Raw genomic sequence first — 26,281 nt, forward strand, 5'->3', positions numbered from 1 at the left:
TCATCGCTGCTTCGGAAGCCTCCGCGTAGAGATTAGTATTAGTCTATGTGGGTGAGGGCCTAGAAGTGCACGTACACAAAAGATTACCTGAATTACACAGTTAATTTAGGTAAAGCATTTAAGTTCGTCCTCTATTTGAACTAACCCGCAATCCAGGTCACGTTCTGATAATAAGCTCTGCCTCCAAATAGATTAAGACCGAAATTTCCACTGCTGAATTGCGAATCATTGACATCGATCACTGGCGTTGAACTGCCGTCAAAGTAAACTTTGATGTTCGTTCCGCTGGTCACAATTTTGACATGATAGGTTTTACCTTGCTGCAACAGCATCGGCACTCCGGCAATAATTTGCGAGCTGGTAAAGCTGCCGTTCAGTTTGTAGAGCAGTCGCAGTGTTTTTAAGCTTGGATCCACATTGAAGTAGTAGCCGTTCGAGCCGCTGGCATCGCCTCTGAAAATGATGGAGCCCGCCCCTCCGAGCGTATCCAGCTTCATATCAGCTTCATAGGTGAAGTTACCGCCTGTTACTGTGGACATATAGTTGCTGTCCAGATCAAAATAGCCGGCAATCCCGTCCGCAGTCGGAATCCATTTCGCTTGATTGGTCGAAGACCATCCTGTCAAATTCGTGCTGAATGCAGGACCGACCTGTACGACCGTAGTACCCACAATCGAGCCGGACTGCGTAGTTGCCGTAATAATGGCTCGCCCTGGACTGATGCCGCTGATATTGGCACTGCGGGAATCCACGGCTGATACGGTCGCAATAGAAGCATTGCTGCTGCTCCAAATCAAATTCTTGTTCGTTGCGGAACGCGGCAATACCGTCGTGTAAAGCTGCTGCGTCGAGCCAACGCCGATTTCCAGTTTTGGTTTATCCATCACAACTTTTTGCGGAATGGTTCCGCTGGCCGGTTCGTTGCGCCATGTATTTGCAAGCGGATACACATTCATGGAAACTACAGTCACATTGCCGCCTGTCGAATAGAAATTCAAGCCGTCACGGGCCGAATCCGGCAGGATAATGTCGGAGAAGACGACCTTGCCATCATTGCCGAAGACCTCTACGGAGGATTCGTCGACATAGATGTGCATTTTCACACGGTTGCTAACCGGATTCACAACGACGTCATTTCGTGAAGCGAAATTGGCCGTGAAATCAGTGCGACCTGAATTCACGCGGTCCAGGAACATCTTGGAAGCAGGTGGCTGATAACCTACAACGGTTTTCTGATTTCCAAGCTCTCTTAGACTAATTCCGAACTCAGATGCTGCACCGGTTGCAGGGAGCTCGAATTCAGCCTCAATCTCGTAGGCGTTACCGGACAAGCCGGATAATAGATTCGTGCTTGCAGGTGTTATGGTTACGTTGTTAAACGTTGTGGCTGTGCCACGCAGATTATTCATTTCAATAACCGGCTTCTGAGCAAGGCGCACACCTTCAGGATACGTTACCAGTGTTAGCTCGCGCGGTATCGACAATTGACCGTGGAACGGAACCGTTGGTTCACTGAATGGATTATCCCAGTTGCTCATCCAGCCGATCTCAATTCGGCGGGCATTCGATGGAATGTCCGAAAAAGTCACAGCGGCATACATATCTTTGCCATATTCGCTTCTAAGCGCAGTGCTGGCGGGATTGTCGCTGGTAAAAGTCGAACCGTCGAAGGAACCTACGAAATATTCAGACGAGGAACCATTCGTTTGCGTCGCAGGACCTGTGCTGATCGAAAGCACCCATTTCTTGTTCGTCGCCACCCCATCTACCCCAAGCTGGAAAAAATCAGGGCATTCCCATGTACCGCCATGCAGATAGGCACCGAAGCCAAATGAGCTGGTATATGTCCAGGTCAAAAGGTTGGTGGACGTGTAGAAGCGGATATTGTCCCCTCCCGATACCACCATCACCCATTCGTTATGATCGCTATCCCAAACAACCTTAGGGTCGCGGAAATCCCATCCGCCATTCACGCCGCCGGGATTTTGCACAATCGGATTCCCTGAATACTGCTGCCAGGTTCTCCCTTTGTCGGTGCTGTAGGCGAGGCTGATTTTCTGATTGCCGCCGACTTTGTCGGGATCATAATTCGTATAGAAAGCAACGAGTCCGGAGCCACCGCCAAACAGTCGTGTTACATTATTCGTATCCACGACCGCCGAACCTGACCAGGCATTGCCCAAGTCATTAAAAGGAAGAGCGATAGGAAGACGTTTCCAGTGCATAAGATCGGTGCTTACCGCATGCGCCCATCGACCTTCATCCTGATGAAAAAGATGATATTCACCTGCATAATATACGAGTCCGTTGGGATCGCTTGCCTTGCTTGACTCCTGCGTATAGTGATATTGAGGACGGTACAATTCATTCGAGTAAGCACTTAAATCCGTAACATTCACATTTTGAAAATAGGCCGTTCCGTTATACGTATTCAGTCCTATGCTTCCGCTTGAATACGTGCTGTCTGTCGCATCGATGGCCGGAGTCATATAACCGTCTACATATACTTTGATGGATGAACCGCTTGCGACGATCTCGACATGGTACGTTTTCCCAGTATCAATCGTACGGGCTGAAGCGGCGACCGTCGTCCCGCTGCCCGCTTTGAATAAGCGGATTTGATCCAGGTTAGGATCAATGTTCAGCACATATCCGCTTGTTGCATTAGCGTTTGCGCGGAAGAGCAGCCCGGCAGTTGCGAATGGTGAGCCGGCATCCACTTTCAAATCGCCTTCAAGCACGAAATCGAAAGCTGTATTTGCTGATATTCGAAAAGTGTCGGCGGCTCCGGCGCTCACTCCTTTCACTCCGTCCAGATCAGGAGTCCAGTTTCCGTTAATGGACGTCCAGCCAGTTAAATTCGTGTTAGCGTCGCTGATCAGAATTTTTTGGAATTTTGCGCTGCCGTTAAAGACATTCAGCCCGACAAGGCCTGACGAATAAGCAGAATTCGTAACCGTCAAAATTGGATCGTAGCCATCCGCCTGCAAATAATTGGTTTGCAAATAGACCTTGATGACATTTCCTTCGGCTTTAACCTTCACATGGTAAACTTTTCCGATACCTAGGGTGACAGCTTGTGTACCGAGCGTAGCATTGTCACTGATATTAAACAAACGGAGTCTGCCGAGATTCGGGTCGAGTTGCAGGCCGTAGCCTTGCGTCGCGCCGGCATCGGTACGGAAAAGCAGAGTGGAAACAGCATATGTATCTTCAATGAGAACATCCGCTTCATATGTAAAATTGTCCGAGCTTGTTGATGAGATCGCATATGCATTTTGTCCGCTAGCAGCCGTCCCTCTCCAGCCTTGCGTTGTAGGCGTCCATGTGCCTGAAGCCGTATTCCATCCGGTTACATTCGTTGTCGTTTCATATTGGTAGACATTCTGGAAATAAGCCGTTCCGTTATACACATGGTAGCCCAGGTTCCCTGTGGAATACTTCGTATCATTGACGGAAATTACCAATACGCTATCTAAGTATACGTTGATGAGCGAACCATCCGCAGCGATCTTAACATGGTAAGCTGTTCCTGTATGAATCGTCGCTGCGTATGGAGTCCCAACATCAGCGCCCGTAGCGAAGTCGAAGAGCCTCACACGATCCAGATTCGGGTCAACGCTGACCACGTACCCTTTGGATCCGTCTTCACTGGCTCTGAAGGCAAGAGAGCCTACGCCGAATGCAGAGGCGCTGTCTATCGTCACATCAGCTTCGTACACAAAGTTTGTTCCAGCGGTTGTCGTCGAAATCGCGAAAGCGTTCGCATTCGCTGCGCTTACTCCCTTTACTCCGCTCCCTGCCTGGATAGACCAAGTTCCGGATATTGGTGTATAGCCTGGCATATTAGAGTTGAGGCTTGAAGCGTACGCTGTCGTAACGCCTAACGATGCCGCACTAGTAACGGCAATAATTAGAAGAGCTCTCAACATCCATTTGAACCCTATTCTCATACATTCTCATCTCCTAAATTATTCGAGTAACAATAAATGTAAGCGCTTTTATTCCTTTGTGATAAGGAGTAAGAAAAGCGCTTCCTCGCGCTAATCTCGCAATCGATGACCTGACGGAATCGTATTCCTCGACCTCCTGCCGTTCCATTTCCGCTTCAAATTCATAGGAAACGCCTGTGAATATCACCACCAAACCTACCTTGCCACCAAAAAATCCACTCGTATCCTTCTCGTCTACAACTGCGCTGCCGGACCAAATCTCCCCCTGAGGGTAGCGGGCAAGCGCCACAGGAAGATGCTCCCAATGAATAAGATCTTTACTTACAGCATGCCCCCATTGACCCGTATTTTGATAAAATTGGTGATATTCGCCCTCAAAATTGACCATCCCGTTCGGATCGCTCATGTTGCCTGATAATGGGGATAAATGATACTGCGGACGAAATTTTTCTGTGTAATAATTCGGATTACTGTCGTAGATCATATTGTACCCGAAGCACCTAAGAGAAAGATTTCAAAATGCTCGCGTGCTGCCTTTCAATTTCTTTGCATCAGTATCCAATGTCGACGTCCTAAGACGGCGAATCACACAAAAAAGCCCTCTTAGCACAGAGGGCTTATCAAGACAACCTATTTACGATTGGATCTTCTTCACAAATTCTTCCCGGTACTCTTTTGGGCTTTTCTTTTCCAGAAAAATTTTACCCTGTTTTTGGTCGAATAACTTGATTTTCACTCCAATACAGATGAATGCAAGTATTAGAAACAATACACCGCTCCATACAACCTGGTGTGTTCCTTTCTGGGATAGAAACCAGCCCCCCGAGGCGGTGCCTAATGCAACACCCAAATTTCCAAAGGATACAAACAAGCTATTGGCAAACTCAGGCGCTTCATGGGCCTCAGAGGTTAACCAAGTTTGGCTTACAATGAGGCCGCTGGTAAAAACGGCTCCCCAAGCAATGATAATAAGGATGGCCGCAATCGTATGACCTCCAGCATAAAATAATAGCAAATAAATGATTCCGAGCAATACAGGATAGAAAATGGTTGTTTTAATGATACTCTTATTTAACAGTTTAGCTGTTTGTAGATTGCCCACAACGCCGCTCGCACCAAATAAAATTAACATGACACTGATCATTTTACCATTCATGCTTGTCACTATCTTGAGATATTCAGCAAAATAGGCGTATACCGAGTACAATGCTGCAAGAATGAAACTGGCGGTTGCAATATTAAGCCATAATTTCGGTTTAATTAAAATTTTCAATTGTTTCCCATAGGATAGTTTTTCTTTTACCGGCATGGATGGTATCCAGTATAATATGCCAATAAATGTGATTGCATTAATAAGAGCGGAAAAGAGAAATGCAGCTTCGAGTGAAAACTGATCCCCAATAAATGATGTGATTGGAACACCTAATACCATCCCCACAGTTACTCCTATAAAAACTCTGGCAACAGCCGAGGCGCTTTGTTCTTGTGGCACAGAGTTTGCAGCTGCCGCAAAGGCTACGGAGAAATATACCGGATGTAGAAAAGCGGGTAAAATTCGAAAAAGCAATAAGACAGTGTAGTTGGGGGCGAATGCTGAAACAAAATTGGAAACTGCAAAAATGGCAAGAACCCCGGCTAAAATTTTTTTGCGGTTCATTCCTGAAAATAATAAAGTCATGAATGGGCCAGAAATGGCAATGATCAGAGCAAATATGCTTACAAGCATACCCGCTTGAGAAACGCTAACATGGAATTGATTTGTAATCTTAGGTAAAATGCCCACAACGCCAAGCTCGGTATTAATAATTCCAAATATGCCGAGGGCGATGATAGATGTGAGAAATGACTTTTTCATATGGATATGAAATCCCCCTCCAAGTCTATTTATCTAATGCATATTGATTCTCCATCTCCTTATAAATAACAATTTTATCTGCAAGCAAATTTAAATTTTTCTGAAGTTCAAACATGTTTTTTTGGACTTCTTTATAGTGTTCTTCGAGAAGTATCCTCCTTGCTGTTAAAGTTGAATCACCCTGCCTCCGTAGCTCGGCGATTTCTAGCATTTTGGTGATTGGCATTCCAGTAGCTTTCAGTCGATTCAAAAATTCAATCCAGGTAATATCTGTTGAAGAATAATAACGATATCCATTTTCATTTCGGCGGATTGAACCAAGAAGACCAATACTTTCGTAATAGCGAAGCGTGTGAACACTGAGACATGTAACAGCAGCAACCTGTCGAATCGTTAATAACTTTTCCATGTACACAGTATATACTTTCGAGTTAACTCGAAAGCAAGCACTTATTAAATAATTCTCCAAGCAGCAATCCCAGGAGGAAATTAGATATAGCATCTGCCCCCTTCAAATCAGTAACGATGAAAAACATCATTGTGGGCTCGATCCCATTTTCTCTTACGTCTGTAACGATGGAAAACATCGCTATTCACTCGTTTCCATTTATTTTTACGACTGTACCGATGAAAAACATCGTTAACGCATCAATCAGCGTCACATAAGTCGAACTCGCTTGGAACGGTGAGCTACACGTCCTCCCCTGAAACTTATACGTTCCATAACATGTAAAAAACCTCCGATCCCTGACAGGACGGAGGTTTCTCGTATGATCCGCTTTATTTTATACCTGAAATATTATAATTCTCGATAATGTGCTTCTGGAAGAAGAAGAAGATAATCATAATCGGAATGACCATAAACGATGCGCCCGCCATCTGTAGCGCGAAGTTGGTGCCGTGCTGTCCTTTCAGCAGCTGAAGGCCGACCGAAAGCGTATACAGCTTCTCATCGTTAGCGATGATGAGCGGCCAAAGGAAGCTGTTCCACCCCCCGATGAACGTCAGGATCGCCTGCACGGCGAGAATGGGCTTCGACATCGGCAGCACGATTTGCGCGAACAGCCGGTACTCGCTTGCCCCATCCAGACGTGTCGCTTCCATGATCTCATCCGGAAGCGTCAGCATGAACTGGCGGAACAGGAAAATGCCGAAGGCGCTTGTGAAGCCAGGCAGCACGATACCGAGCATCGTGTTCGTCAAATTGACGCTGTTCAGGATGAGGTACACCGGAATCATCGTAACTTGCCCGGGAATCATCATTGTGGCGAGCACAAGCAGGAACATTTTTTCCCGGCCTTTGAATTTATATTTGGCAAAGCCGAAGCCGGCCATTGCATTCAGCAGCAGTCCGACGAAGGAAAGAAGCGTTATCAACAGTGTGTTGAACAAATACTGGCTGAAATCCATTTCCGTGAAAAGCTTGCCGAAGTTGTCGAACGTAAACACTTCCGGCCACAGCGTCGGCGGCATGCGTTTGATTTCCCCTTCCGTCTTAAAGGAGGAGAGAAGCATCCAGATGAACGGCAAAATCATCGCAACGCCGAACACGGTCAAGACAATGCCGGCGATCCACTGCTGAAGTTTTCCTTGCGGGCTTCCGGTCCGGGTAGACGTTTTATTCACAGGTGATGACATACTTGTTCGCCTCCTATTCCTCGGCTTGCTTCCGCTGGAGTCTCAGCTGGAGCATAGTGACGGCAATAATAATAAAGAAGAGTACGAACGATCCGGCTGCCGCATAACCGAAGTGGCTGAACTGGAAGCCGTTCTGGTAGATGAACAGGGATGCGGACACGGTGCCGTTAAGCGGTCCGCCCTGAGTCATGACAAAGGGCTCTTCAAAAAACTGCAGCCAGCCGATCATCGTCGTCACGCTGACAAAGAAGATCGCAAAGCGCATCATCGGGATCGTAATCCGCGTCAGCTGTTGCCAATTGCTTGCCCCGTCGAGCTGCGCCGCCTCATAGTACGACCGGTCGATCCCTTGAAGCGCGGCAATGAATATGATCATATTCAGTCCGATGCTCCGCCAGAGCGCCAGCAAAATAAGCGACAGCTTGGCAACGGTCGGTTCGGTCAACCATGGCACCGGGTCAGCGCCGAGTGACGTCAGGATGTAGTTGAACAGGCCAATGCGGGGGTTGTAAAGGTAGCTCCACACAACGGCCACGGCAACTACGTTGGTGACGGACGGCAGGTAGTACACGCCACGGAATATCTTGAACACGCGCGAGCGGCCGAAGTTGATCAGCAGCGCAACACCGAGCGAGCATACAATGACCAGAGGTACGCCGACGATGACATAGAAGAGTGTGTTCCGCAGAGCCAGCAGGAAAACAGGATCTCCTAATACATCGACATAGTTTTTAAGCCCGACAAAATGAATGGTCGAATAATTGGCAAGACCTGCGAGGCCCATGTCGGTCAGGCTGATATACACCGCAACGAGTATGGGCAGCAGGGAAAAAACAGCAAGCAGAATAAGGGTCGGACCGATAAATACATAAGGCGCAGCCTTTGAAGGTCCTTTCATGAACTCACTTCCTTTTTAAGTCATAACCTGGCCTGGCTGCAAAATCAGCCGACTGCCGAAAAGCTGCGGCAGCCGGCACCGGGCCGATTAACCAAATTTACTTATCCAGCAGTTGCTGGGATTGCGCGTTGAAGTCTTTCAACTGAGCATTGATGTCCGCCTTGGCACGGTAAATCTGCTCAAAGGTTTTCAGGAAGTTCTGAGAAATATTATCCCACGATTTGACGAGCGGCATGGGCTCGGCGTTTTTCAACTGCTCGCCGACAACGCTCATGTTGGCATCTCCTTTAAGCTGCGGATCTTCCCACGCCTTCATATTCGCTGGAAGTTCGCCGGTTTGCTTCATCCAGGCCAGCTGGTTTTCCGGCTTGCTCAAGAAAGAGATGAACTTCATCGATTCGGCTTTATGCTCGGTAAAATTGAAAACGGTCAGGTTGGAGCCGCCGAGGGAGCTCATATTGTTTTGCTTTGACGGAAGCACGGCTGTCGCCCATTTGCCGTCAACATTTTGGACTTGATCCTTGACCGCTTTGATCATCCAAGGACCACTGATGAACATCGGCACCATGCCGTCTCCACCGAACGTCTGGGAGATGTCCAAACCGAGGTCTACCGGAGCGTAGCCGTTTTGGAAAAAGCCGTTGAGATACGCCACTGCATCGCGGAACGCAGGCTGATCGAACTGGGCCTTGTTGTCCGTAATCAACTTGGCGTTATTTTGACGGGCGAACATAAAGCTCAGCGTAGGCTCCTTCGGATCCAGGCCGATGCCGTATTTATCCTTGCCTCGTTCAGTCAGTTTCTTGGAAGCGTCGAGCAGTTCATCCCAAGTTTTTGGCGCATGATCATACCCGACCGATTTTAGCACATCGGTGCGATAAAATAGAATTCTTGTCTCAGCGAGCCACGGCACGCCGAAAGTTTTGCCGTCGAATTGGTTGGAAGTTACGGTGCCCTTGAAGAAGTTCCCGGCCGCAAGTTCCGGATATTTGGACAGGTCGCCCGTCAAATCAGCCAGCGCGCCAGCCGCTGAGAATTCCGGCATCCAGGTTGTGCCCATTTGCAGCACATCCGGTCCTTTTTTGGAAGCAACTGCCGTCAGCAGTTTGTCATGGGCACTCCCCCATGGAATAGCCTGCACCTTTATCGTAATGTCCGGATTCTCTTTAGTGAAGGCCTCTGCCATCTGTTCCATCGGCTTGCTGCTGTCGCCCATAGCCCAGACGGAGAGCGTGACTTTGCCGCCTCCTCCGGATTTGTTATCGCCTGATGAACATCCCGCCAGCGTAGTTCCTATTAGCATGACTGCCGCTATGGCGGCGCTTGCAGTTTTCTTTTTCATCTGTTTTCCTCCCCTGATTTAAGTTGTTCCAAGCTTCATAGAAACGTTTCGATATGAATTATAGATCAATTTGAAATCGCATTCAAGGTTTTTTTATTGAAGAATTTTCCCTTCATCTATAGCCCGAAATCGAGCATATCCCATAATTTTTACGCTTATATACAAAATTATTTAATGTTTGACTTCATTTCACTACTTTGTTTATACTCTGTTTAACTCTTATAGAAACGTTTTTATTGTCCATTTACATATTAAATCATTTCCCCCCATCAAGAGGAGGTACTGCACAATGTCAATTCAACAAACCGCTTCGCTTCCGGCCGTCTGGCGGCTGGAATCCGGAGCTTTAACCTTCACCTTTCATACCTCAGGAGACCTGTATGAGGCGCTTGGAGGCGGAATCATGCTGAATCAGCTACTGAGCAATCCGCTGGACGGCTCGCTGAACAACCTTTATTTGAGGATCGTCCGGCCGGAGGGCTTCTCGGTCCATCCACTGCTCGGCGTTCGTTCGACTAGCCGCATCAGCCGCGGAGAACGCCGCATCACCTGGAGCGGCATCGCGGACGAAATCCGTTACGAGGTCTCTTTTCTTCTATCATCCCGCAATATATGGTTTTGGGAGGTCAACCTTCATTCGGAAGGCGCTTCCGTCCAGGCGGAGCTCATCTATGGGCAGGACGTCGGCCTTGGCGCTCCTGCCGCCGTGCGCAGCAACGAAGCCTACTGCTCGCAGTACATTGATCATGCAGCTTTCCGGACTGGTGATTTCGGCTGGGTCGTCTGTTCCCGCCAAAATCAGCCGCAGGCAGGACGTTTCCCTTATTTGCAGCAAGGCTGCCTGACGGGTGCGGCCGCCTTCTCTACCGACGGCTTCCAGTTTTTCGGTCTCAGCTTTAAGGATACTTATCAGCCCGAGGCGCTATCTCAAGACCAGCTGCCAAGCAAGGTGTATCAGTATGAATTTGCTTACACAGCTCTCCAATCCCAGCGGGTGAATCCGGTGCAAGGAGCCCGTGTCGTCTTTTACGGCATGTTCCGCGAGGATCATCCAGAGGCCGTGACGGATGCCGCTTTCGCCGATGAGCTTGCAGCAGCTTGGCAAGAGATGGACGCCTTGCCTGCCGCTGAAGCTCCCGCCAATCCGATGCCGCTCAAGTCGCCGGATCTCGGAGCTCCGCTCCAGTCCCGTCCGCTTACGGTGGCCGAGCTGCAGGAACGTTACCCTTCCCGACTGGAGGAAGAATGGGCCGACGGGGAACTGCTTTCCTTTTTCACTCCGACCTACGAACACGTCGTGCTGAAAAGCAAGGAGATGCTCGTCGAGCGGCCGCACGGCCATATTTTGATGAGCGGCGCACCTGACCGTGCAGGTGTTGAAATGCTGACCTCGACAGCTTATATGTACGGGATTTTTCATTCCCATCTCGTCGTCGGCAATACCACTTTCAATAAACTGCTCAGCAATACGCGGAATGCGCTGGGCGCCGCCCATGCCTCCGGACTTCGCCTGTATGCCCGGGTCGGCGGCAGCTACCGTCTTCTGGCCATGCCGAGCTTGTTCGAGATCGGCTTCAACTATGCCCGCTGGATCTACCGTCTGGATGAGGATACGCTCGAGATTACGAGCTATACGAGTTCAGATTCCCCCGATGCGGTGCTTGAAGTACGGTCCGAAAGCGGGCTGCCCCGGGAGTATTTGATTACTGCGCAGGTCACCATGAGCGACCGCGAGTATGAGGCTCCCTATGAGCTGGTAGAGCGCGAAGGCTCACTGCTCATTACTGCGGCCGAAGGTTCGCCGATTCGTGAAGCGTATCCGGGGCTCAGTTACCGGATCTTCGCCGAGGGCACCGGGCTCCGCAGAACCGATGAGCGCCGACTGATGCCGTCGCTCGTTCCCGGCCAAGCCCCGCTGCTTGTGCTGGAAACAGATGCTGCTGCTTCTTGGCGCCTTCTTATCGGCGGCCGCCTTTCCGGCTTCGGCGCAGGCGTGTCCAAAACGGATGCTCCCTCTTTTGAAAATGAGAAGCGGAAGTACCGCGAGGATATGGCCAAGCTAATGAAAGGCTTCGCCCTGGATCACCCGCAAGGCAATGATGCGGTCCAGCGTCTGAACATGTTGGCGTGGTGGTACACGCATAATATGCGGGTTCATTTTGCAGTTCCTCACGGGCTGGAGCAGTACGGCGGAGCTGCCTGGGGCACGCGCGACGTATGTCAGGGACCCGCGGAGTACTTCCTCGCGGTTCAGCATTACGAAGCGGTGCGCGATATTATTATGACGGTATACACGCATCAATACGATTCAAGCGGAGGCTGGCCGCAGTGGTTCATGTTCGACCGCTATCACCGCGTCCAACAGGAGGAGAGCCACGGGGATATAATCGTTTGGCCGCTCAAGCTTCTCGGCGATTACATCGCCGCAACGGGCGATACCTCCATTCTGGAAACCGAGCTTTCCTATACGGATCATCATACATTCGAGCTGACAGAAGACAAACAGACGCTGTATCGTCATGTGCAGAAGCAGATGGACTATATCCGCACCCACTTCCTGCACGGCACACGCCTTTCCGCCTACGGTGACGGCGACTGGGACGATACGCTGCAGCCGGCCAGCGCGGAGCTGCGTACCTTTATGGTCAGCAGCTGGACCGTGGCGCTGACGTACCAGGCCGTGCGGCAGCTCGGCACCCTGCTGGCTTCGTTTCCTGCTGCCGACAACGCCTCCAAAGAGCGTGCGGCATTCGGAGTGGAACTGTTGAAGCTGGCAGAAGGCATCTCCGAGGATTTCCACCGCTATATGAATCCGGACGAAATCATTCCGGGCTTCTTGTATATGGAGGATCCTGCGCATCCGGACAAATGGCTCCACCCGACGGATACGCGCACCGGCATACAGTACCGTCTGCTGCCGATGACGCGCAGCATCATTGCCGGGCTGATCACGCCGGAGCAGGCCGAAGCTCATTACAGGCTGATCAAGCGCGAGCTGAGTTTCCCGGATGGCGTACGGCTGATGAACCGGCCGGCCTCCTATGACGGGGGCGTCAGCTCCCGTTTCAAGCGCGCGGAGCAGGCGGCCAACTTCGGCCGCGAAGTCGGGCTGCAGTACGTGCATGCCCATATCCGCTTTATTGAAGCGATGGCGGGGCTCGGCAAGTCCGAGGAAGCTTGGAGGGCGCTACAGGTCATCAATCCGGTCGGAATTCAAAAAGCCGTGCCGAACGCGGAACTGCGGCAGAGCAATGCGTATTTCAGCAGCTCCGACGGCAAGTTCGCAAGCCGTTATGAAGCTGCGGAGCGCTTTGACGAGCTTCGCAGCGGCTCGGCTCCCGTCAAGGGCGGCTGGCGCATCTATTCCAGCGGACCCGGCATCTACATGAACCAGCTGATCTCGAACGTGCTCGGCATTCGCCAAGCCGCAGGCCGCCTTCAGCTGGATCCGGTGCTTCCGGCCGAACTGAACGGACTTAGCCTTCGCTTCGCGGTAGCCGGCCGACCGGTACGCATCATGTACGCGCTCTCCGGCAGCGGTAGCCCGATCAGCCGGATTACCGTCAATGGACAAAAGGCCGCCTTCAGCAGGCTAATCGGTCCGTACCGCAGCACCGGAGCAGAACTATCGCTAGAGGAGCTGGAGACGCTCTGGCTGCCGGATGCAGAAAAATTGAATGAAATTGTGATTGAAGCCTGATTTCACGAAAAACAGTCAAGGTTTTGCCTGACTCTCCTTTTGTGTGTAAATCCATACATTTGCGACTTAGGAGGAAATTAGGTATGGCAACTGACCAGTTCAAATCAGTAACGATGGAAAACATCGTTATGGGCTCGATTCCATTTTCTCTTACGTCTGGAACACTGAATAACATCGTTAACGCATCGATCAGTGTCCCCAAGGGTCGAACTCCCTTAGAATGGTGAGCCCCACGTTCTCCCGTGAACAAGAAAAAATTGTCTGCAAGATAACGCTTATGATAGAGAAAGTTGTGGTATATTTGAAAAACAAGCCGTCTTTAGGAGGGATCCCGATGGTCAGCATCAAGGATATTGCCAAGCAGGCCGGAGTGTCGATCTCGACGGTCTCCTACGCCCTGAACGGCAGTCCTAAGGTTACACCCGAAACAAGCACCAAAATTCTTGCCATCGCCAAGGAATTGAATTATATTCCCAATGCTGCCGCCCGCCAGCTCAAAAAGCAGGAATCCCGAATTATCGGGGCGTTCCTGACCGACTTCACCGGCGCCTTCTACGGCGACCTGCTCCAAGGCATGAAGGAAGTACTGAACCGCAAGGGCTACGACTTGATCGTCTGCAGCGGCATGCAATCCCACCGGCTGCTCCCGGAGCGTATGATTGACGGGGCCATCATTCTGGACTCCACTTTCTCCGATGAGGAGCTGCTGGATTATGCGGACCGCGGCCACAAGCTCGTCGTCCTCGACCGGGAGCTCAATCATCCGGCCGTGAACCAGGTGCTGCTGGACAATAAGGCCGGCGCCAATCTGGCGATGGACTATCTCATCGATAGCGGCCACCGCAAACTGTATGTCGTAACGGGACCGCCGGATACGTTCGACTCGCGGCAGCGGATGATCGCCGTCCGCCAGACGCTGGACCGCCATCCCGATATCGAGGCGGTCATTATCGAAGGCGACTTCAACAAAAGCTCCGGCGAAGAGGCCGGCCGCATCATTCTGGATGCTTACGACGGCCCGGTCGGCGTGTTCTGCATGAATGACGAGATGGCGATCGGCCTGCATAACTATGCGGATCGACGAGGCTTCCGGGTTGGCGAGGATTTCTCGCTCATCGGTTTTGACAACATTGATCTGACCCAGTATCTTCAGCCTCGGCTCTCCACCATCGAGTATTCCAAATACCGCTGGGGGGGGATGGCCTCCGAGCAGTTACTCCGCCTCATCGGCGGTGAGGAAGTGGAACATGAGAGGATCTATGTCTCGCTGATTAAAGGTGCTTCCGTGAAAAGCAGGAATACCGATTAATCGGCACGAACGGGAATCTCCTCCTGGACAAATACAGCATCATGCGTACAAAAGGCTCGAACAGCCCTTCATCGGGGCGTTCGAGCCTTTTTTGACCAGTGTCGGTTGGGGATGAAGCGGCCAATTAATTGGAGCTTTTCCCATAGCCATACTGCTTTTCTCAACTCTCTTACAGCTCACAGCGCGCCAAAGGCTCAGCCAACCGAACCTTATGCTTCGTATGAAACGCATCCCTCACGCCCGGCTCCAAAAAGTCGTCCACGTAATGCATCAAAACCATCTTCTCCTGAATCGTCTCCGGAAGCGTCAGCAGCTCATCCAAAGAGGTGTGCGACGGGAGCGTGTCATCCTGCATATGGCATTCATGAAAGATCGTCTCCACATCATCCGCGATGCTCTGAATGTAGCCAACATCCAGACGCGTATCCCCGCTGAAATAAAAAAGCGGCTTGCACACAAGCCCATAGCTGAGCATCCCCGGCACGTGCAGCGTTTGAACGAGTTCGAACATAACGCCGGCAACCGAGAAGCGATCCTCCACACACTCGATATCAAAATAGTCCTCAAACGCGAGCTTCCCTCGCGTCGTCAACTCAAGCCCATGGCGAAGGCACTGCCATAAATCTTCCTTAAGCCCCGCAGGCACAAACAGTTTTGGCTTCGCCTTTCCCGGATAAACCCGGTGGAACAGCGCCAGCTTTTGCAGGCCATTGATATGATCCTCGTGCAAATGGGTTATAAAAAGGTTTTCGATCTGGTTCAGTTTCATCCCTAATTGATGCAAACTTAAATGGTTTGATTCCGGAAAATCGATGCATAAATTCGTCTCCGCGAACGTGAGTAATGCGCTATTGTGGCCTTGAAGCACGCTAAATCCGTCCCCGCAGCCTAAGAAGGTCACTTTCATCGCAACCCCTCCATTTCCATATGGGATTCTAGTTGAATATGTATTATGATGTTTGAGAGAATTTAACATTTTGGGAGGACAACATGAACAAAACGATCAAGCGAAAGCCGCAGATCCAGCTGCGCTCCTCGCTTTTCATCCTGATGATCTCGCTAATCATTGTACTACTTACGGACAGCGTATTCTACTATTATACGAAGCGCATGCTAACTTCAGAGTTGGAAACGAAGCTGCAACTGATCGCCGACAACGTCGCGATTTCGATACAACACTCCAAAACAGGTGAGAAATACGTCGAAAACCTGATCGGTCAGAACCTGCGAACCGCTTCCATCGCCGCACTCTACAAGCTAAGTCCGGACATTGAAAAAGTGACGAATGAAGAGCTCGCCAAGCTGAGCAGCGAATTGATGGTCGATCATATCACCCTCATGAAACGAAGCGGTGATGATATTATCGGATACAGATCGTCGGATCCTAACGAAATCAACATGAGCACCAAAGCGTGGAGCCGTGACTGGTTTAAAGCGTTCAATCAGCTCCTGGATACGAAGGAAACGAATGTCCAAAGCGGTCAAGCGCTTCCGCATTATTGGTCAGGACCGCTCAATACCTCTTCAACGAATCCACAGTCTATTGATAAATGGGGCTATTATTACGATGGCCGCACGAATTACATCATCGATCCGTTTGTTCATGATACTTTCTTTAAAGATTATCAGCGGGAGACAGGCGTCAACGCCGTGATTAATGAAATCATTCATGGTTATACGGATCATGGAGCCAAGGAAATAACCGTTTACAACACGCCTATTTTTTTGAAGAAACAAAAACCGAATAGCAGCCAGGGCTACGTGTGGTTCACGGACCGGGAAATCTTATTCGGCTCTTACGAAATGAGGGATGACCGGGATCAGGAATATGTACAAGCCGTCAACGATTCCAAGCAAAGAAAGCAATTTCTTACAACGATCGACGGGAAAACTTATCTGAAAATGTTTATCCCGCTGCAATTGGATTTCCCGGTAGTCATTGGGCTGACGGCAGATTATGGGAGGGTTCAGCAATCCATCCAGCAGCAGCAAACAAGCTTGCTCCTATTAATCGGATCAACGGCCGTGATCGCCTTTCTGCTCGTTATTGTCGCCGTCCGATTTGTCAATCGCAAGCGCGAAGCTACCGCTGAGAGCGTCCAAGAGGTGTACGTCGATAACATTGGCTCATTATTCCGCTCCATGAAAGAGCAGCGGCATGATTTCAATAACCATGTGGCCGCGATACATTCCCTTGTCCATCTCAAAGAATATGAGGAGCTGGACAGATACACAGGCGAGTTGATCGGTGAAACCAATGCACTTAACGATATCATTCAAATTGATGTGCCTTCTTTGAGCGCAATTGTTCAATCCAAAGTCATTCAGGCTATTGAACGTAAAATCAATTTTCATCATGAAGTTGTTAATTTGAGTCGTATCAGCCTTAGCGCCATAAAAGCGACCGATCTGGTGAAAATGCTCAGCAATCTAATTGACAACGCATTCGATGCCGTTATGCAATCCATGAATGATGCGGAGAAAGAAGTGAAATTACTCGGACGCGTCGAGGGTGCGCTGCTTATTTTCGAAATCATCAATCATGGGGATCCGATTCCAAGTGACATCATCGCCGATTTGTATGAGCCAGGCTTTTCAACAAAAATAGACTCGGGCGCCCATGCTGGTCTAGGCTTAAGCATCGTCAAAAAGCTCGTTGCCAAATACAACGGAACGATCGATGTAAGCAGTAACGAGAGTGAAACGCGCTTCACTATCTCTATCCCCGTATAAAAGAATCACGAACATTAATAGATTGACATTCAATAATGTTCGTATTATGATTATCAAGGCTATAACATACAGCCCACAATCATTAAAACGTTCGTATATCCTTGAGAATTGGCTTGAGGGTTTCTAGAGGAAGCCTTAACTTCCTAGCTACGACGGGTACTGCTTCCGCATACCTGTGTGGCTGGGATTTTTTGCGTCCAAAAGCCGGATTTCCACACCTGAACGGTGTTTGAAAAGGAGAGCGAAATCGAAATGAGAGCTTATGATTTCATCGTTGTTGGAGCAGGACCTGCAGGCATATTCGCCTGTTATGAAATGACGCTTAAGCACCCTGCCGCCAAAATTTTGCTAGTCGACAAAGGACACGATATTTATCACCGAAGCTGCCCGATTCTGGAAAATAAAATCAAGCTATGTCCGCCTCCTGCCGGGAAAAAAGATTTCTCCGGCTGCCTCCCTGCATGTTCCATTACAGCCGGCTTCGGCGGCGCAGGCGCATACAGCGACGGCAAATTCAATATCACCACCGAATTCGGCGGCTGGATGACGGATTATTTGGCACCATCCAAAGTGTTGGAATTGATTCAGTATGTAGATGATATCAATTTGCTTCACGGCGCAACTCCGAACGTTACGGACCCGACGACAGAAGCCGTCAAGCAGATCGAACAGCGCTCTTATGCCGCGGGATTGAAGCTGCTTCGCGCGCAAGTTCGGCACTTGGGAACCGAACAAAACTTGATGATTTTGAGATCCATTTATGAATATTTGAAAACACGCATCGACATGCAGTTCAAAGCAGAAGTTGATGATATTATGACCTTAAAAAGCGAAGATAAACATGTCATTACCGGCATCCGTTTGAAAGACGGCACGGAAATTCACAGCGACTTCGTCATGCTGGCTCCAGGACGCGACGGCTCCGCATGGCTGACGCAGGTTCTTAAGAAGCGCCGTCTCAAAATGTATAACAATCAGGTCGATGTTGGCGTACGCGTAGAAACCTCCGACGTCGTAATGCGCGAGATTAACGAGCATCTCTACGAGGGCAAATTCATTTACAACACGTCTGTCGGTACGCGGGTACGCACATTCTGCAGCAATCCTTCCGGCCACGTAGTCGTCGAAAACCATAGCGGCGTCATGGCCGCGAACGGCCATTCCTACAAGGACCCTGCGCTCGGGTCCAAGAATACGAACTTCGCGCTGCTCGTCTCGCACAAATTCACTGAGCCGTTCGATAAACCGAACGAATACGCCCGTGAAATTTGTAAACATGCGAACGATTTATCCAGCGGCGGCGTGATCGTTCAGAAATTCGGCGACATTATGCGCGGACGCCGCTCGACGACCGAGCGCATCCGCGAAGGCTTCTTGGAGCCGACTTTACAGGAAGCGGTACCGGGCGATCTCGGTCTCGTTCTCCCGTACAATACGATGAAGAGCTTGATCGAGATGATTCACGCTCTCGAGAAGGTCACGCCTGGCATCGCGGCTGAACATACGCTTTTCTATGGCGTAGAAGCAAAGTTCTACTCCGCGCGTCCGAAACTCAGCGAAAGCTTCGAGACCGAAATTAAAGGCTTGTTCTGCGGCGGCGACGGCGCGGGCATTACCAGAGGCCTGGCTCAAGCCGGAGCAGCAGGCGTCTGGATCGCACAAAATGTATTTGAACGAATGAACAAATAAATAGCGAAAAAAGGGCGAAAATGTCTGCATTTGTAGAACATTCGCCCTTCTTTTTTTCCTCGCAAAACCCTTTCCCTAAACTCATAAATATGGTAAAATGAAAGCGTTCTCAATTTGTAAGCGTTAACATTTTATATGAGGGGGAAGGACACATGAATGTAGCGCTCGATGTTACGAACACGTACGAAGATTTTACTCTCCAAAAGGATATTATGTATTTCCGGGTCGGGGAACATGGACTTGTCAGTTTCCATGGGAAAAACTATCACATCAAGAAACGGTTGTCGACCGAGCAAATGACGGAACTTATGTCGGACACCTCCTTTTTTAAGGTCAACACAGACTGCTACGTCAATACGACGAAAATAATCAATATCCAGGATGGCAAAGTGTTCTTTGAACTCAAAGGCGCCGAGCCCAAATTCACAACCATTACGAAGCTTCGGCAGCACCGCTTGAAAGAAATTTGGCAGCAGAATAGAACGCTGCAGAATGAAGAAGTTGTTTGAGACTTCCATCAATCCCTAATCGCAAACAAAAAGGAGCCACGACTTAGGTCGCTAGCTCCTTTTCTATTGTTCTTATGAAATTTTTGCCACTGCTTCTTGTTGATGTTCGCGGATTAGGAATCGTATGTAATCGACTGTTGTGTCTTTTACCTTTTTGGCTTCCTCCAAGGTAGCAAAGCTATACTCGGCATGATCCGTACCTTCGTATTTCTTCAGCTCTTCATAGTTCATTCCAAGCGTGGAGAAGTTATTTACGAGCTCGTACGGCGTCTTAGCATCCACATTTTTCACGAAAATGTCCTTGGTAAAGAAAGAGCCCTGCTTCTCGACTTTAAAAATAACACGAAACGGTCTGTCTTTATCCGAAACGAAACATTTGATGACAACATCGATTTCCATCGTTTTGTAGTCCGCTGACTTCGTAGATTCCTGCTGTGACGCTGGTTTATTCAGCCATTTCTTAAAAAGTCCTAGCATTGTCTGCTCCCCCCTTTCCGACATGAATCTACATCATATTGTAGAGGAAACGTCGAAACTTGACAACCCAATAAATGGATATTTACTTAAAAATGAGTCTAAACTCCTACGCCTATTTCTCTACAAATGGAAACAATAGCTTCTGGTTTTCGCTTGTGTACATATTTTCTTTGGTAATAACCTCCGAACCCGTATCCATCATCGCTTTAACCGCTTCGCCATTATAAACCTGGAGAGCCGTTTTCACCGCTAAATATCCCATGTTAAAAGGCTTTTGGACCATGGTCGCCTGCAGGATATCCTCTTCTAGGAATGCGATTTCATTCATTGAACTGTCAAACCCGACGAGCTTGGTGTTTCTTCCATGATCCATTTCCTTGAGCGCCCTCGCCGCCCCTACGGTTGAGACCTCATTCAATCCGAAAATACCGCGTATATCCGAATGTTCGGCAAGAAGCTGTTTCGTCTGTTCGTATGCGATTTCTTCATTGCCGTTACTATACAACGTGTCTAAGACGACTACAGAAGGATCGTTTTTTAATCCGTCACGCACCCCGTTTTCTCTGTCTAATTGTGTAGTAGATGTTTTGACAAAGCTGACAATCGCATATTTCGCCGGACCCTGCACGTATCGCTTCATAGTTTCCACCGCTTTACGGCCTGCCGCGTAGTTGTCTGTTGCAATGAAACTGGATGAAATGCCGCCCTCCAATCCAGAGTCAACTGTAATAAGTTTGATGCCTGAGTTGATGACTTTCCGGGCAGCGGGAACCAAGCGGTTATAATCCGTTGCCGCCAAAATGATCGCTTTCGGCTTCTGGGCGATCGCTTCTTCCACTAATTTCACCTGCTCATCAATATCCGATTCAGAAGGCGTACCCATCACTTTGATCTCCGTTTTGTACTCTTTGGCTGCCGCGAACACTCCTTGGTTCAAGACTTGCCAAAATTCAACGCGGGTGTCGATCGTTTTGGGAATTAAAATAAGAGGTCTGTTCTTGGACTCCATTTCTTTGGATACGATGAGATACGCCACCATGGACAGGATCATGAGAAGCACGATCACAATGACGACAGAGCCTATCCTTATTTTCATCCCTCTCACCTCAATTCGTCTGCTCTGCCCGGGGAAGTTCCGGAATACGCACCGTCACGGTCGTTCCCTCTTCCAACTCGCTCTCAAACTGCAAACCATACCCTTCTCCGAAATAGAGTTGAATGCGATGATTCACGTTATGCAAGCCGAAGCCCTTGCCTGAATCTGCTTGACCCGCTTTATGCATTAAATGTTTCAACTGCTCTTCGCTCATGCCGACACCGTTGTCCATCACTTTGAGTTCGATAAGCCCCTCCGTCTTGCGGCCTGTAATTCGAATGTGCCCCCGTTCGGGTAAATGTTTCATGCCATGATAAATGGCATTTTCGACTAATGGCTGCAAAATAATTTTCAAAATACTACAGGTAAGAATGGCAGGTTCAACCTCGATAGCGTATGTGAATTTATTCCGGTAGCGGATGTTCTGGATCGTCAAATAGTTTTGAATGTGCTCGAGCTCCACGGAGATCGGAATAAGTTCTTCGCCTTTGCTGATGCTGGAGCGGAGCAGTTTGGACAAAGCGGATGTCATCGTCACGACCTCTTTCACCTTGTCCATTTCTGCCATCCAAATGATAGAGTCAAGCGTATTATACAGAAAATGCGGCTGAATTTGCGCCTGCAGCGCCTTTAACTCACTGATCCGCTTCACTTCCTGATCCTGCACCGTTTGATTCATCAGCTCTTTGATTTTACCGATCATTAGATTAAACGTGCGGGATAGCTTGCTGATCTCATTCGTACCTTCCACATCGACTCGTATATCGAAGTTGCCTTTTTCCACTTGTTTCATATGCACTTCCAGCTGCTTAATCGGTTTGGTCAGCGTTACGGACAAAAGAATCGAAATCGCCAGCGCAATGATCAACGAGATCCCGCCCCACATCGCAGAGGTTAGCTGCATCTCCCTCTTATTCCCGCTAAGATCCTCCGAATCGGTTACTCCGACAATTTTCCAGCCAAAATTCGTTGTTCGGACCGTATAAATTTTACTTTGCTCCGCTTCTTTCGCTTGAAATGTGCTGTCGCTAACCTTAAGCAGCGTCGGGATATCCTCCGATTTGAGTCCAGTGTAAATGAGCTGCTGTTGCGGATGATAAATGAGGTCACCGGTCGGATCTAGGATGAAAATATAGCCTCTTTGTCCAAGCTGAATCTGATTGCACAGATCGTTAATGACGTTATAATTCAGATCGACCAGCAGTACACCGCTTGCTGACCACGGCGATGTTTTCGGCATTTGTTTACTGATCGAGACAACCCACTTGTACTCATTTTGATAAAGATGCTGTACATGCGAAGATGTGATAACTACGTCACCCTTGCTCTCGCTCGCTTTATCGTACCATTCTTGCGTAATCAACTCGGAGTAAGGCTTAAAGCGCCCGTTGCCGCGATCCGATACCAGTGCGCCATTAGAACCGGCGAACACAATGGATGCGATGTCTTTTCGGGAAGCGACGATGGCTTGAAAATAGCTGCTGATCTGGCTCGAGAGCTGCTCCCCTTCGGGACTATTCGCGTTCTTCAGTTCCAGATAACGTTTCAAATCGGCATTGCTCAGCGATAGGGCTGAAATGCTTTCCATATTGCCGATATACGTCTGTATGTTTTTGTTAACCTGTTCGATGAGCTGCTTCGTGTACTCCAGGGACGTATCCGTGACAGCCACGGTGGAAAGGCGGTATGCGCTGTAGCTTAAAATAACGGTCGTGCAAAGAATCAGACAAGAGAAAGCTAAGGCGATTTTCGTATGAATGCTTTTAAATTGAAAGGCGTGCCGCCGCATTCTCATAGACTGGGTTGACCTTTCTGCGAGGCTCGATATTCTTTGGGGGTCATGCCGGTATTTCTTTTGAAAATAACGCTGAAATACTGGGGATCGTTGTAGCCCACCATGGCCGCAATCTCGTAAGCTTTCAGCTGGGTGACCGCTAGAAGCTCTTTCGCTTTATCCAATCGGTACCGGGTTACATACTCAACGAAAGTCTCGCCAGTGAATGGTTTAAACAGGGCGCTGAAGTAGCTCATGCTCATATAAATATGATTGCATACCCGCTGAAGAGAGAGCTGTTCGTCCGCATAATGCTCATGAATGAATACCACAGCGGCTTCCATCTGAGCTTGGGAGACGGTCGTCCTCTTCTCGGCAAGCAAGTCTACCAGCTCCAAACAAACTCCCTCCAGCCAATCTCTAACATCATCCAATGTTTTTCTCGTATAGATTTGCATGAACGAATGGTCGCCGAGCACCGCCGAATCCTCAGATCCGGTTTCAACCAGCAAATTCATCAAGGCGACAAGCAGTTTATGCAGCTTGCCGTAGCATTTATCCATCGGACAGGCCGCCTTCTTCATCTCGTCGATCCAATCCCGGAGCGTCGCGGAGATGGCGCTTTTCTCTCCGGTCTTGATTGCAGAGATCAGCTTTTTCTCCGTCTGGACATCGCTCAGGGTATCAAGGCTGCGTCCAAACTCCATGTCGCCGATCGCAATGATCCGGTTTTTCCCGAGCAAAAAGCGGTAATCCAAAGCCGAAAGCGCTTCCTGAAATGCCTTGGGTACATCCTGCAATTCGTCGTAAATACGCCCGATGCCGACCGTTACGGTCATATTCAAATATTTCTCGATGCTGTACCTCGCATGTTCCGCCAGGGTTTGGCCTGTCATTTCAATGTGGCTCCGCTTGCCGGAAAGCAGCGCGACGAGCTTATCGTCACGGGTTCGAAATACGATTCCGCCATGCTCCTCTTGGGCAATCTCATGCAAAATGTTGTGAGCGGCAAATCGCAGCAGCTCCTCCTCCGCGACTTGATCACTGTAGAAATTCCGGTGAAATTCATCGATGTCGAGTGCAAGCACCGTAAAGCTGGGGCCGCCTATCGTGAGGCCAAACATCCGGCATTTGCGTTCGATCTCTTCGCGCTTCATGCAGGAGGTCACCAACCGCTCGAGAAACCGCTCCCGGAGCAGCGGCATACTTTCCTGGAATTGATGGCGGAGGAAGGTAACGTCTTCTTTTTGCTTGCGTTCCTCATCCAGTTCGAGTTTTAATTTTTGCAGAAATTCCGTAAATTCTGCAGCATTAATCGGCTTCAGCAGATAGTCCTTCACCTTGAGCTTGATGGCTTGCTTCGCATAATCGAAATCCTCGTAACCGGTTACAATTATGACTTTGACATCCCGGTATTTGGCGGCAATCAGCTGGGTAAGTTCAAGACCATCCATAAATGGCATGCAAATGTCTGTAATCACCGCATCTGGCTGCAATTCATCCATCGCTTCATAAGCATCCCGACCGTTGCCGAAATCACCGACCAATTGAAACCCGCAGGCCTCCCAACTCGTCTTTCGCTTGATGCCTTCTCTGACTTCATCTTCATCATCGATCATGATGATTCTATACATAATGGGGTTCACCTCAAGACGAAATCATAATCGGGTTCTATGTAAATATTGTACACAGGGCTGCCGGCTAACGGCAATAGAAGCTTATTCCCTTTCGATAAGCGCATATGTGCTAATTCTATCTGCAAATGGAGCAAAAAAAGTGGGGAAATCTCTGAAGAAAAGTTGAAAATCTTATGATTTCGCGGAAGGTTGACAAGATGAACCCGTGGGAGATGCTTAATCGAGCGAGGGGGAGCATAGTGCAGTTGAGTCACTGCAGGCTCAGTTGACGCGATGGGGAATTGCATCAGAGCAGATGCGATGGGAGCATAGTGCATTGGAGTCTGAAGGAGCCGTGCAACAAGTGCAGTGGACTCAAGGAGCTAAGTACAGTAGTGCAGTTACCCAGGGTCAGCGGATGTGATGGGCGCATAGTGAATTGGAGTCTGAAGGAGCCGTGCAACAAGTGCAGTGGACTCAAGGAGCTAAGTACAGTAGTGCAGTTACCCAGGGTCAGCGGATGTGATGGGCGCATAGTGAATTGGAGTCTGAAGGAGCCGTGCAACAAGTGCAGTGGACTCAAGGAGCTAAGTACAGTAGTGCAGTTACCCAGGGTCAGCGGATGTGAGGGGAGCATAGTGCAACAGAGAACAAGGGTCGTTAATAGCGTACTTGTTTGACGCACTTTTTTTGATAAACGCTCAAAATAGAGCTCGAAAGAACAAAAGTCTTTATTTTAAGAACAAAGTTCGCTAATTATGGTACTTTGTTCTCTAGCCTATTCATGGTGGATAAACCTCCATTTTTTAGAGACTCTAGAGAACTTTATTTGCGAACAACGGGCTGTAATGTGGGAGTTTGGTATAGCAGGTTCATCATTCTATTGCGCATTATCAAAGAAATATTGTAAAATATATCTAAATTAATATCGTACGGAGTGAAGAACACCCCGATAAGCTGTAGAGCCGCAGCTTTGGGGTGTTTTTTGCGTCTGTTTGAAGGGAGTTTGAGAGTTGAACACATTTGTTAAGCAATTTGTCGAGCAATTTCAGCGAGAAGCTCTACAAAGCGGATCGTTTCGGGCAAAATTGGGGAAGGCGGAAACAGCGTTCCTGGAGCACGTATGGGGTCCTGCTTTTCAATATGATTTTACCGGATTGAAAGCAGAGTACCGTTTAAAGATTTCAAGGGAGGCCAACGTTTCGCCGATTTTGTCTATATCCGAAATGGAATGAAGCTGGTCATAGAAATTGACGGGTTTACAACACATGCACGGGACCTATCTCCTAGCGATTTTGACGATCACTTGATGCGGCAGAATGATCTGGTCTTGTCAGGTTGGCTTCTTTTGCGATTCTCCGCTAATCAAGTGATTCAACGTCCAATTATTTGTCAGCGTCAAATTAAACAGGCGATCGGGCATTGGTGGTCTGTCTTGCGTGCGGAAGCCGCAGGTTCGACTGGCCGTACCGATGTGTGGCAATTGCGCAAGCAGCAAATTATCAGTCTCGCTTTGCACCAAGGTGGAATCATTCGTCCTGCTGACCTTACTTCTGCTCTAGGAACTCATCCCCGGACAGCGGCAAAATGGTTGAAAAGGCTCTCGCTAACGGGCGATATTCAAGCAGACAAACATCAAGAAAGAATTACACGTTATTGGATACCTCGTCTCGAGGAGATAGAATGAGCCTA

The 26,281-nt window shown here is 49.1% G+C and carries 20 protein-coding genes and 1 riboswitch; of the genes, 8 read left to right on the top strand and 12 right to left on the bottom strand.

The window, feature by feature from the left end:
• Positions 1–140: 140 nt before the first annotated feature.
• The 7 genes from ACFQZT_RS06460 to ACFQZT_RS06490 form a co-directional block, all read right to left on the bottom strand.
• On the bottom strand, positions 141–3,953 hold the full coding sequence (locus ACFQZT_RS06460) for a GH32 C-terminal domain-containing protein (protein WP_379297698.1): 3,813 nt from the start codon (positions 3,951–3,953) through the stop codon (positions 141–143).
• 13 nt (positions 3,954–3,966) lie between these two features.
• On the bottom strand, positions 3,967–4,437 hold the full coding sequence (locus ACFQZT_RS06465) for a hypothetical protein (RefSeq protein WP_379297700.1): 471 nt from the start codon (positions 4,435–4,437) through the stop codon (positions 3,967–3,969).
• Between the two features lie 150 nt (positions 4,438–4,587).
• A complete protein-coding gene (locus ACFQZT_RS06470; RefSeq protein ID WP_379297702.1) occupies positions 4,588–5,808 on the bottom strand; it encodes an MFS transporter in 1,221 nt (406 codons plus the stop codon).
• Positions 5,809–5,833: 25 nt separating this feature from the next.
• Positions 5,834–6,217 carry a MerR family transcriptional regulator gene (locus ACFQZT_RS06475; protein ID WP_379297704.1) on the bottom strand — a complete coding sequence of 128 codons (384 nt, stop codon included), beginning with the start codon at positions 6,215–6,217 and terminating at the stop codon, positions 5,834–5,836.
• A 371-nt stretch (positions 6,218–6,588) separates the two neighbouring features.
• Positions 6,589–7,446: a carbohydrate ABC transporter permease gene (locus ACFQZT_RS06480; RefSeq protein ID WP_379297706.1), complete on the bottom strand. Its 858-nt coding sequence runs from the start codon at positions 7,444–7,446 to the stop codon at positions 6,589–6,591.
• A 13-nt stretch (positions 7,447–7,459) separates the two neighbouring features.
• Positions 7,460–8,344, bottom strand: coding sequence for a carbohydrate ABC transporter permease (locus tag ACFQZT_RS06485; RefSeq protein WP_379297708.1), 885 nt, complete (start codon positions 8,342–8,344; stop codon positions 7,460–7,462).
• Positions 8,345–8,441: 97 nt separating this feature from the next.
• Positions 8,442–9,686 (bottom strand): sugar ABC transporter substrate-binding protein, encoded by a 1,245-nt coding sequence (locus tag ACFQZT_RS06490; protein WP_379297710.1) that lies wholly within the window; start codon positions 9,684–9,686, stop codon positions 8,442–8,444.
• Positions 9,687–9,864: 178 nt separating this feature from the next.
• Here ACFQZT_RS06490 and ACFQZT_RS06495 point away from each other — a divergent pair, with 178 nt between their 5' ends.
• The 3 genes from ACFQZT_RS06495 (at position 9,865) to ACFQZT_RS06505 (ending at position 14,695) form a co-directional block, all read left to right on the top strand.
• Positions 9,865–13,386, top strand: coding sequence for a GH36-type glycosyl hydrolase domain-containing protein (locus ACFQZT_RS06495; RefSeq protein WP_379297711.1), 3,522 nt, complete (start codon positions 9,865–9,867; stop codon positions 13,384–13,386).
• 83 nt (positions 13,387–13,469) lie between these two features.
• Entirely contained in the window at positions 13,470–13,613 is a 144-nt protein-coding gene (locus ACFQZT_RS06500) for a hypothetical protein (RefSeq protein ID WP_379297712.1), read from the top strand.
• 107 nt (positions 13,614–13,720) lie between these two features.
• Positions 13,721–14,695 (top strand): LacI family DNA-binding transcriptional regulator, encoded by a 975-nt coding sequence (locus ACFQZT_RS06505; RefSeq protein ID WP_379297713.1) that lies wholly within the window; start codon positions 13,721–13,723, stop codon positions 14,693–14,695.
• A 169-nt stretch (positions 14,696–14,864) separates the two neighbouring features.
• Here ACFQZT_RS06505 and ACFQZT_RS06510 read toward each other — a convergent pair whose 3' ends face one another.
• Positions 14,865–15,602 carry an MBL fold metallo-hydrolase gene (locus ACFQZT_RS06510; protein WP_379297715.1) on the bottom strand — a complete coding sequence of 246 codons (738 nt, stop codon included), beginning with the start codon at positions 15,600–15,602 and terminating at the stop codon, positions 14,865–14,867.
• A gap of 83 nt (positions 15,603–15,685) precedes the next feature.
• Between ACFQZT_RS06510 and ACFQZT_RS06515 the strand changes: the two genes are divergently transcribed.
• The 3 genes from ACFQZT_RS06515 to ACFQZT_RS06525 all read left to right on the top strand — a co-directional run bounded on the left by ACFQZT_RS06515 (position 15,686) and on the right by ACFQZT_RS06525 (position 19,626).
• Complete coding sequence (locus tag ACFQZT_RS06515) at positions 15,686–17,428, top strand: sensor histidine kinase (protein ID WP_379297717.1); 1,743 nt, start codon at positions 15,686–15,688, stop codon at positions 17,426–17,428.
• A 71-nt stretch (positions 17,429–17,499) separates the two neighbouring features.
• Positions 17,500–17,598, top strand: a riboswitch (purine riboswitch).
• Positions 17,599–17,680: 82 nt separating this feature from the next.
• Positions 17,681–19,117, top strand: a complete 1,437-nt coding sequence (locus tag ACFQZT_RS06520; protein WP_379297719.1) for an NAD(P)/FAD-dependent oxidoreductase — start codon at positions 17,681–17,683, stop codon at positions 19,115–19,117.
• A 152-nt stretch (positions 19,118–19,269) separates the two neighbouring features.
• Positions 19,270–19,626: a LytTR family transcriptional regulator DNA-binding domain-containing protein gene (locus ACFQZT_RS06525; protein WP_379297721.1), complete on the top strand. Its 357-nt coding sequence runs from the start codon at positions 19,270–19,272 to the stop codon at positions 19,624–19,626.
• Between the two features lie 72 nt (positions 19,627–19,698).
• Here ACFQZT_RS06525 and ACFQZT_RS06530 read toward each other — a convergent pair whose 3' ends face one another.
• The 4 genes from ACFQZT_RS06530 to ACFQZT_RS06545 form a co-directional block, all read right to left on the bottom strand.
• Positions 19,699–20,103, bottom strand: a complete 405-nt coding sequence (locus ACFQZT_RS06530) for a hypothetical protein (protein WP_379297723.1) — start codon at positions 20,101–20,103, stop codon at positions 19,699–19,701.
• Between the two features lie 112 nt (positions 20,104–20,215).
• Positions 20,216–21,199, bottom strand: coding sequence for a substrate-binding domain-containing protein (locus ACFQZT_RS06535; RefSeq protein WP_379297725.1), 984 nt, complete (start codon positions 21,197–21,199; stop codon positions 20,216–20,218).
• A gap of 10 nt (positions 21,200–21,209) precedes the next feature.
• Entirely contained in the window at positions 21,210–22,994 is a 1,785-nt protein-coding gene (locus ACFQZT_RS06540) for a cache domain-containing sensor histidine kinase (protein ID WP_379297727.1), read from the bottom strand.
• Positions 22,991–24,607, bottom strand: a complete 1,617-nt coding sequence (locus tag ACFQZT_RS06545) for a response regulator transcription factor (RefSeq protein ID WP_379297729.1) — start codon at positions 24,605–24,607, stop codon at positions 22,991–22,993. The genes ACFQZT_RS06540 and ACFQZT_RS06545 overlap by 4 nt, the downstream gene beginning before the upstream one ends.
• Before the next feature lie 995 nt (positions 24,608–25,602).
• Between ACFQZT_RS06545 and ACFQZT_RS06550 the strand changes: the two genes are divergently transcribed.
• Entirely contained in the window at positions 25,603–25,824 is a 222-nt protein-coding gene (locus ACFQZT_RS06550) for a hypothetical protein (protein WP_379297731.1), read from the top strand.
• Positions 25,821–26,276 (top strand): hypothetical protein, encoded by a 456-nt coding sequence (locus ACFQZT_RS06555; protein ID WP_379297733.1) that lies wholly within the window; start codon positions 25,821–25,823, stop codon positions 26,274–26,276. Before ACFQZT_RS06550 ends, ACFQZT_RS06555 begins: the two co-directional genes overlap by 4 nt.
• The last annotated feature ends 5 nt before the right edge of the window (positions 26,277–26,281 follow it).

Source organism: Paenibacillus sp. GCM10027628, from assembly GCF_042676385.1.
GTDB lineage: Bacteria > Bacillota > Bacilli > Paenibacillales > NBRC-103111 > Paenibacillus_E.

Excerpts from the sequence above, each read along its gene's own strand:
- ACFQZT_RS06465 (WP_379297700.1), bottom strand. The coding sequence starts at position 4,437 with ATGATCTACGACAGTAATCCGAATTATTACACAGAAAAATTTCGTCCG.
- ACFQZT_RS06545 (WP_379297729.1), bottom strand. The coding sequence starts at position 24,607 with ATGTATAGAATCATCATGATCGATGATGAAGATGAAGTCAGAGAAGGC.
- ACFQZT_RS06500 (WP_379297712.1), top strand. The coding sequence starts at position 13,470 with ATGGCAACTGACCAGTTCAAATCAGTAACGATGGAAAACATCGTTATG.
- ACFQZT_RS06480 (WP_379297706.1), bottom strand. The coding sequence starts at position 7,446 with ATGTCATCACCTGTGAATAAAACGTCTACCCGGACCGGAAGCCCGCAA.
- ACFQZT_RS06505 (WP_379297713.1), top strand. The coding sequence starts at position 13,721 with ATGGTCAGCATCAAGGATATTGCCAAGCAGGCCGGAGTGTCGATCTCG.
- ACFQZT_RS06460 (WP_379297698.1), bottom strand. The coding sequence starts at position 3,953 with ATGAGAATAGGGTTCAAATGGATGTTGAGAGCTCTTCTAATTATTGCC.
- ACFQZT_RS06540 (WP_379297727.1), bottom strand. The coding sequence starts at position 22,994 with ATGAGAATGCGGCGGCACGCCTTTCAATTTAAAAGCATTCATACGAAA.
- ACFQZT_RS06475 (WP_379297704.1), bottom strand. The coding sequence starts at position 6,217 with ATGGAAAAGTTATTAACGATTCGACAGGTTGCTGCTGTTACATGTCTC.
- ACFQZT_RS06490 (WP_379297710.1), bottom strand. The coding sequence starts at position 9,686 with ATGAAAAAGAAAACTGCAAGCGCCGCCATAGCGGCAGTCATGCTAATA.
- ACFQZT_RS06555 (WP_379297733.1), top strand. The coding sequence starts at position 25,821 with ATGAAGCTGGTCATAGAAATTGACGGGTTTACAACACATGCACGGGAC.
- ACFQZT_RS06485 (WP_379297708.1), bottom strand. The coding sequence starts at position 8,344 with ATGAAAGGACCTTCAAAGGCTGCGCCTTATGTATTTATCGGTCCGACC.
- ACFQZT_RS06510 (WP_379297715.1), bottom strand. The coding sequence starts at position 15,602 with ATGAAAGTGACCTTCTTAGGCTGCGGGGACGGATTTAGCGTGCTTCAA.
- ACFQZT_RS06525 (WP_379297721.1), top strand. The coding sequence starts at position 19,270 with ATGAATGTAGCGCTCGATGTTACGAACACGTACGAAGATTTTACTCTC.
- ACFQZT_RS06470 (WP_379297702.1), bottom strand. The coding sequence starts at position 5,808 with ATGAAAAAGTCATTTCTCACATCTATCATCGCCCTCGGCATATTTGGA.
- ACFQZT_RS06535 (WP_379297725.1), bottom strand. The coding sequence starts at position 21,199 with ATGAAAATAAGGATAGGCTCTGTCGTCATTGTGATCGTGCTTCTCATG.
- ACFQZT_RS06515 (WP_379297717.1), top strand. The coding sequence starts at position 15,686 with ATGAACAAAACGATCAAGCGAAAGCCGCAGATCCAGCTGCGCTCCTCG.
- ACFQZT_RS06530 (WP_379297723.1), bottom strand. The coding sequence starts at position 20,103 with ATGCTAGGACTTTTTAAGAAATGGCTGAATAAACCAGCGTCACAGCAG.
- ACFQZT_RS06520 (WP_379297719.1), top strand. The coding sequence starts at position 17,681 with ATGAGAGCTTATGATTTCATCGTTGTTGGAGCAGGACCTGCAGGCATA.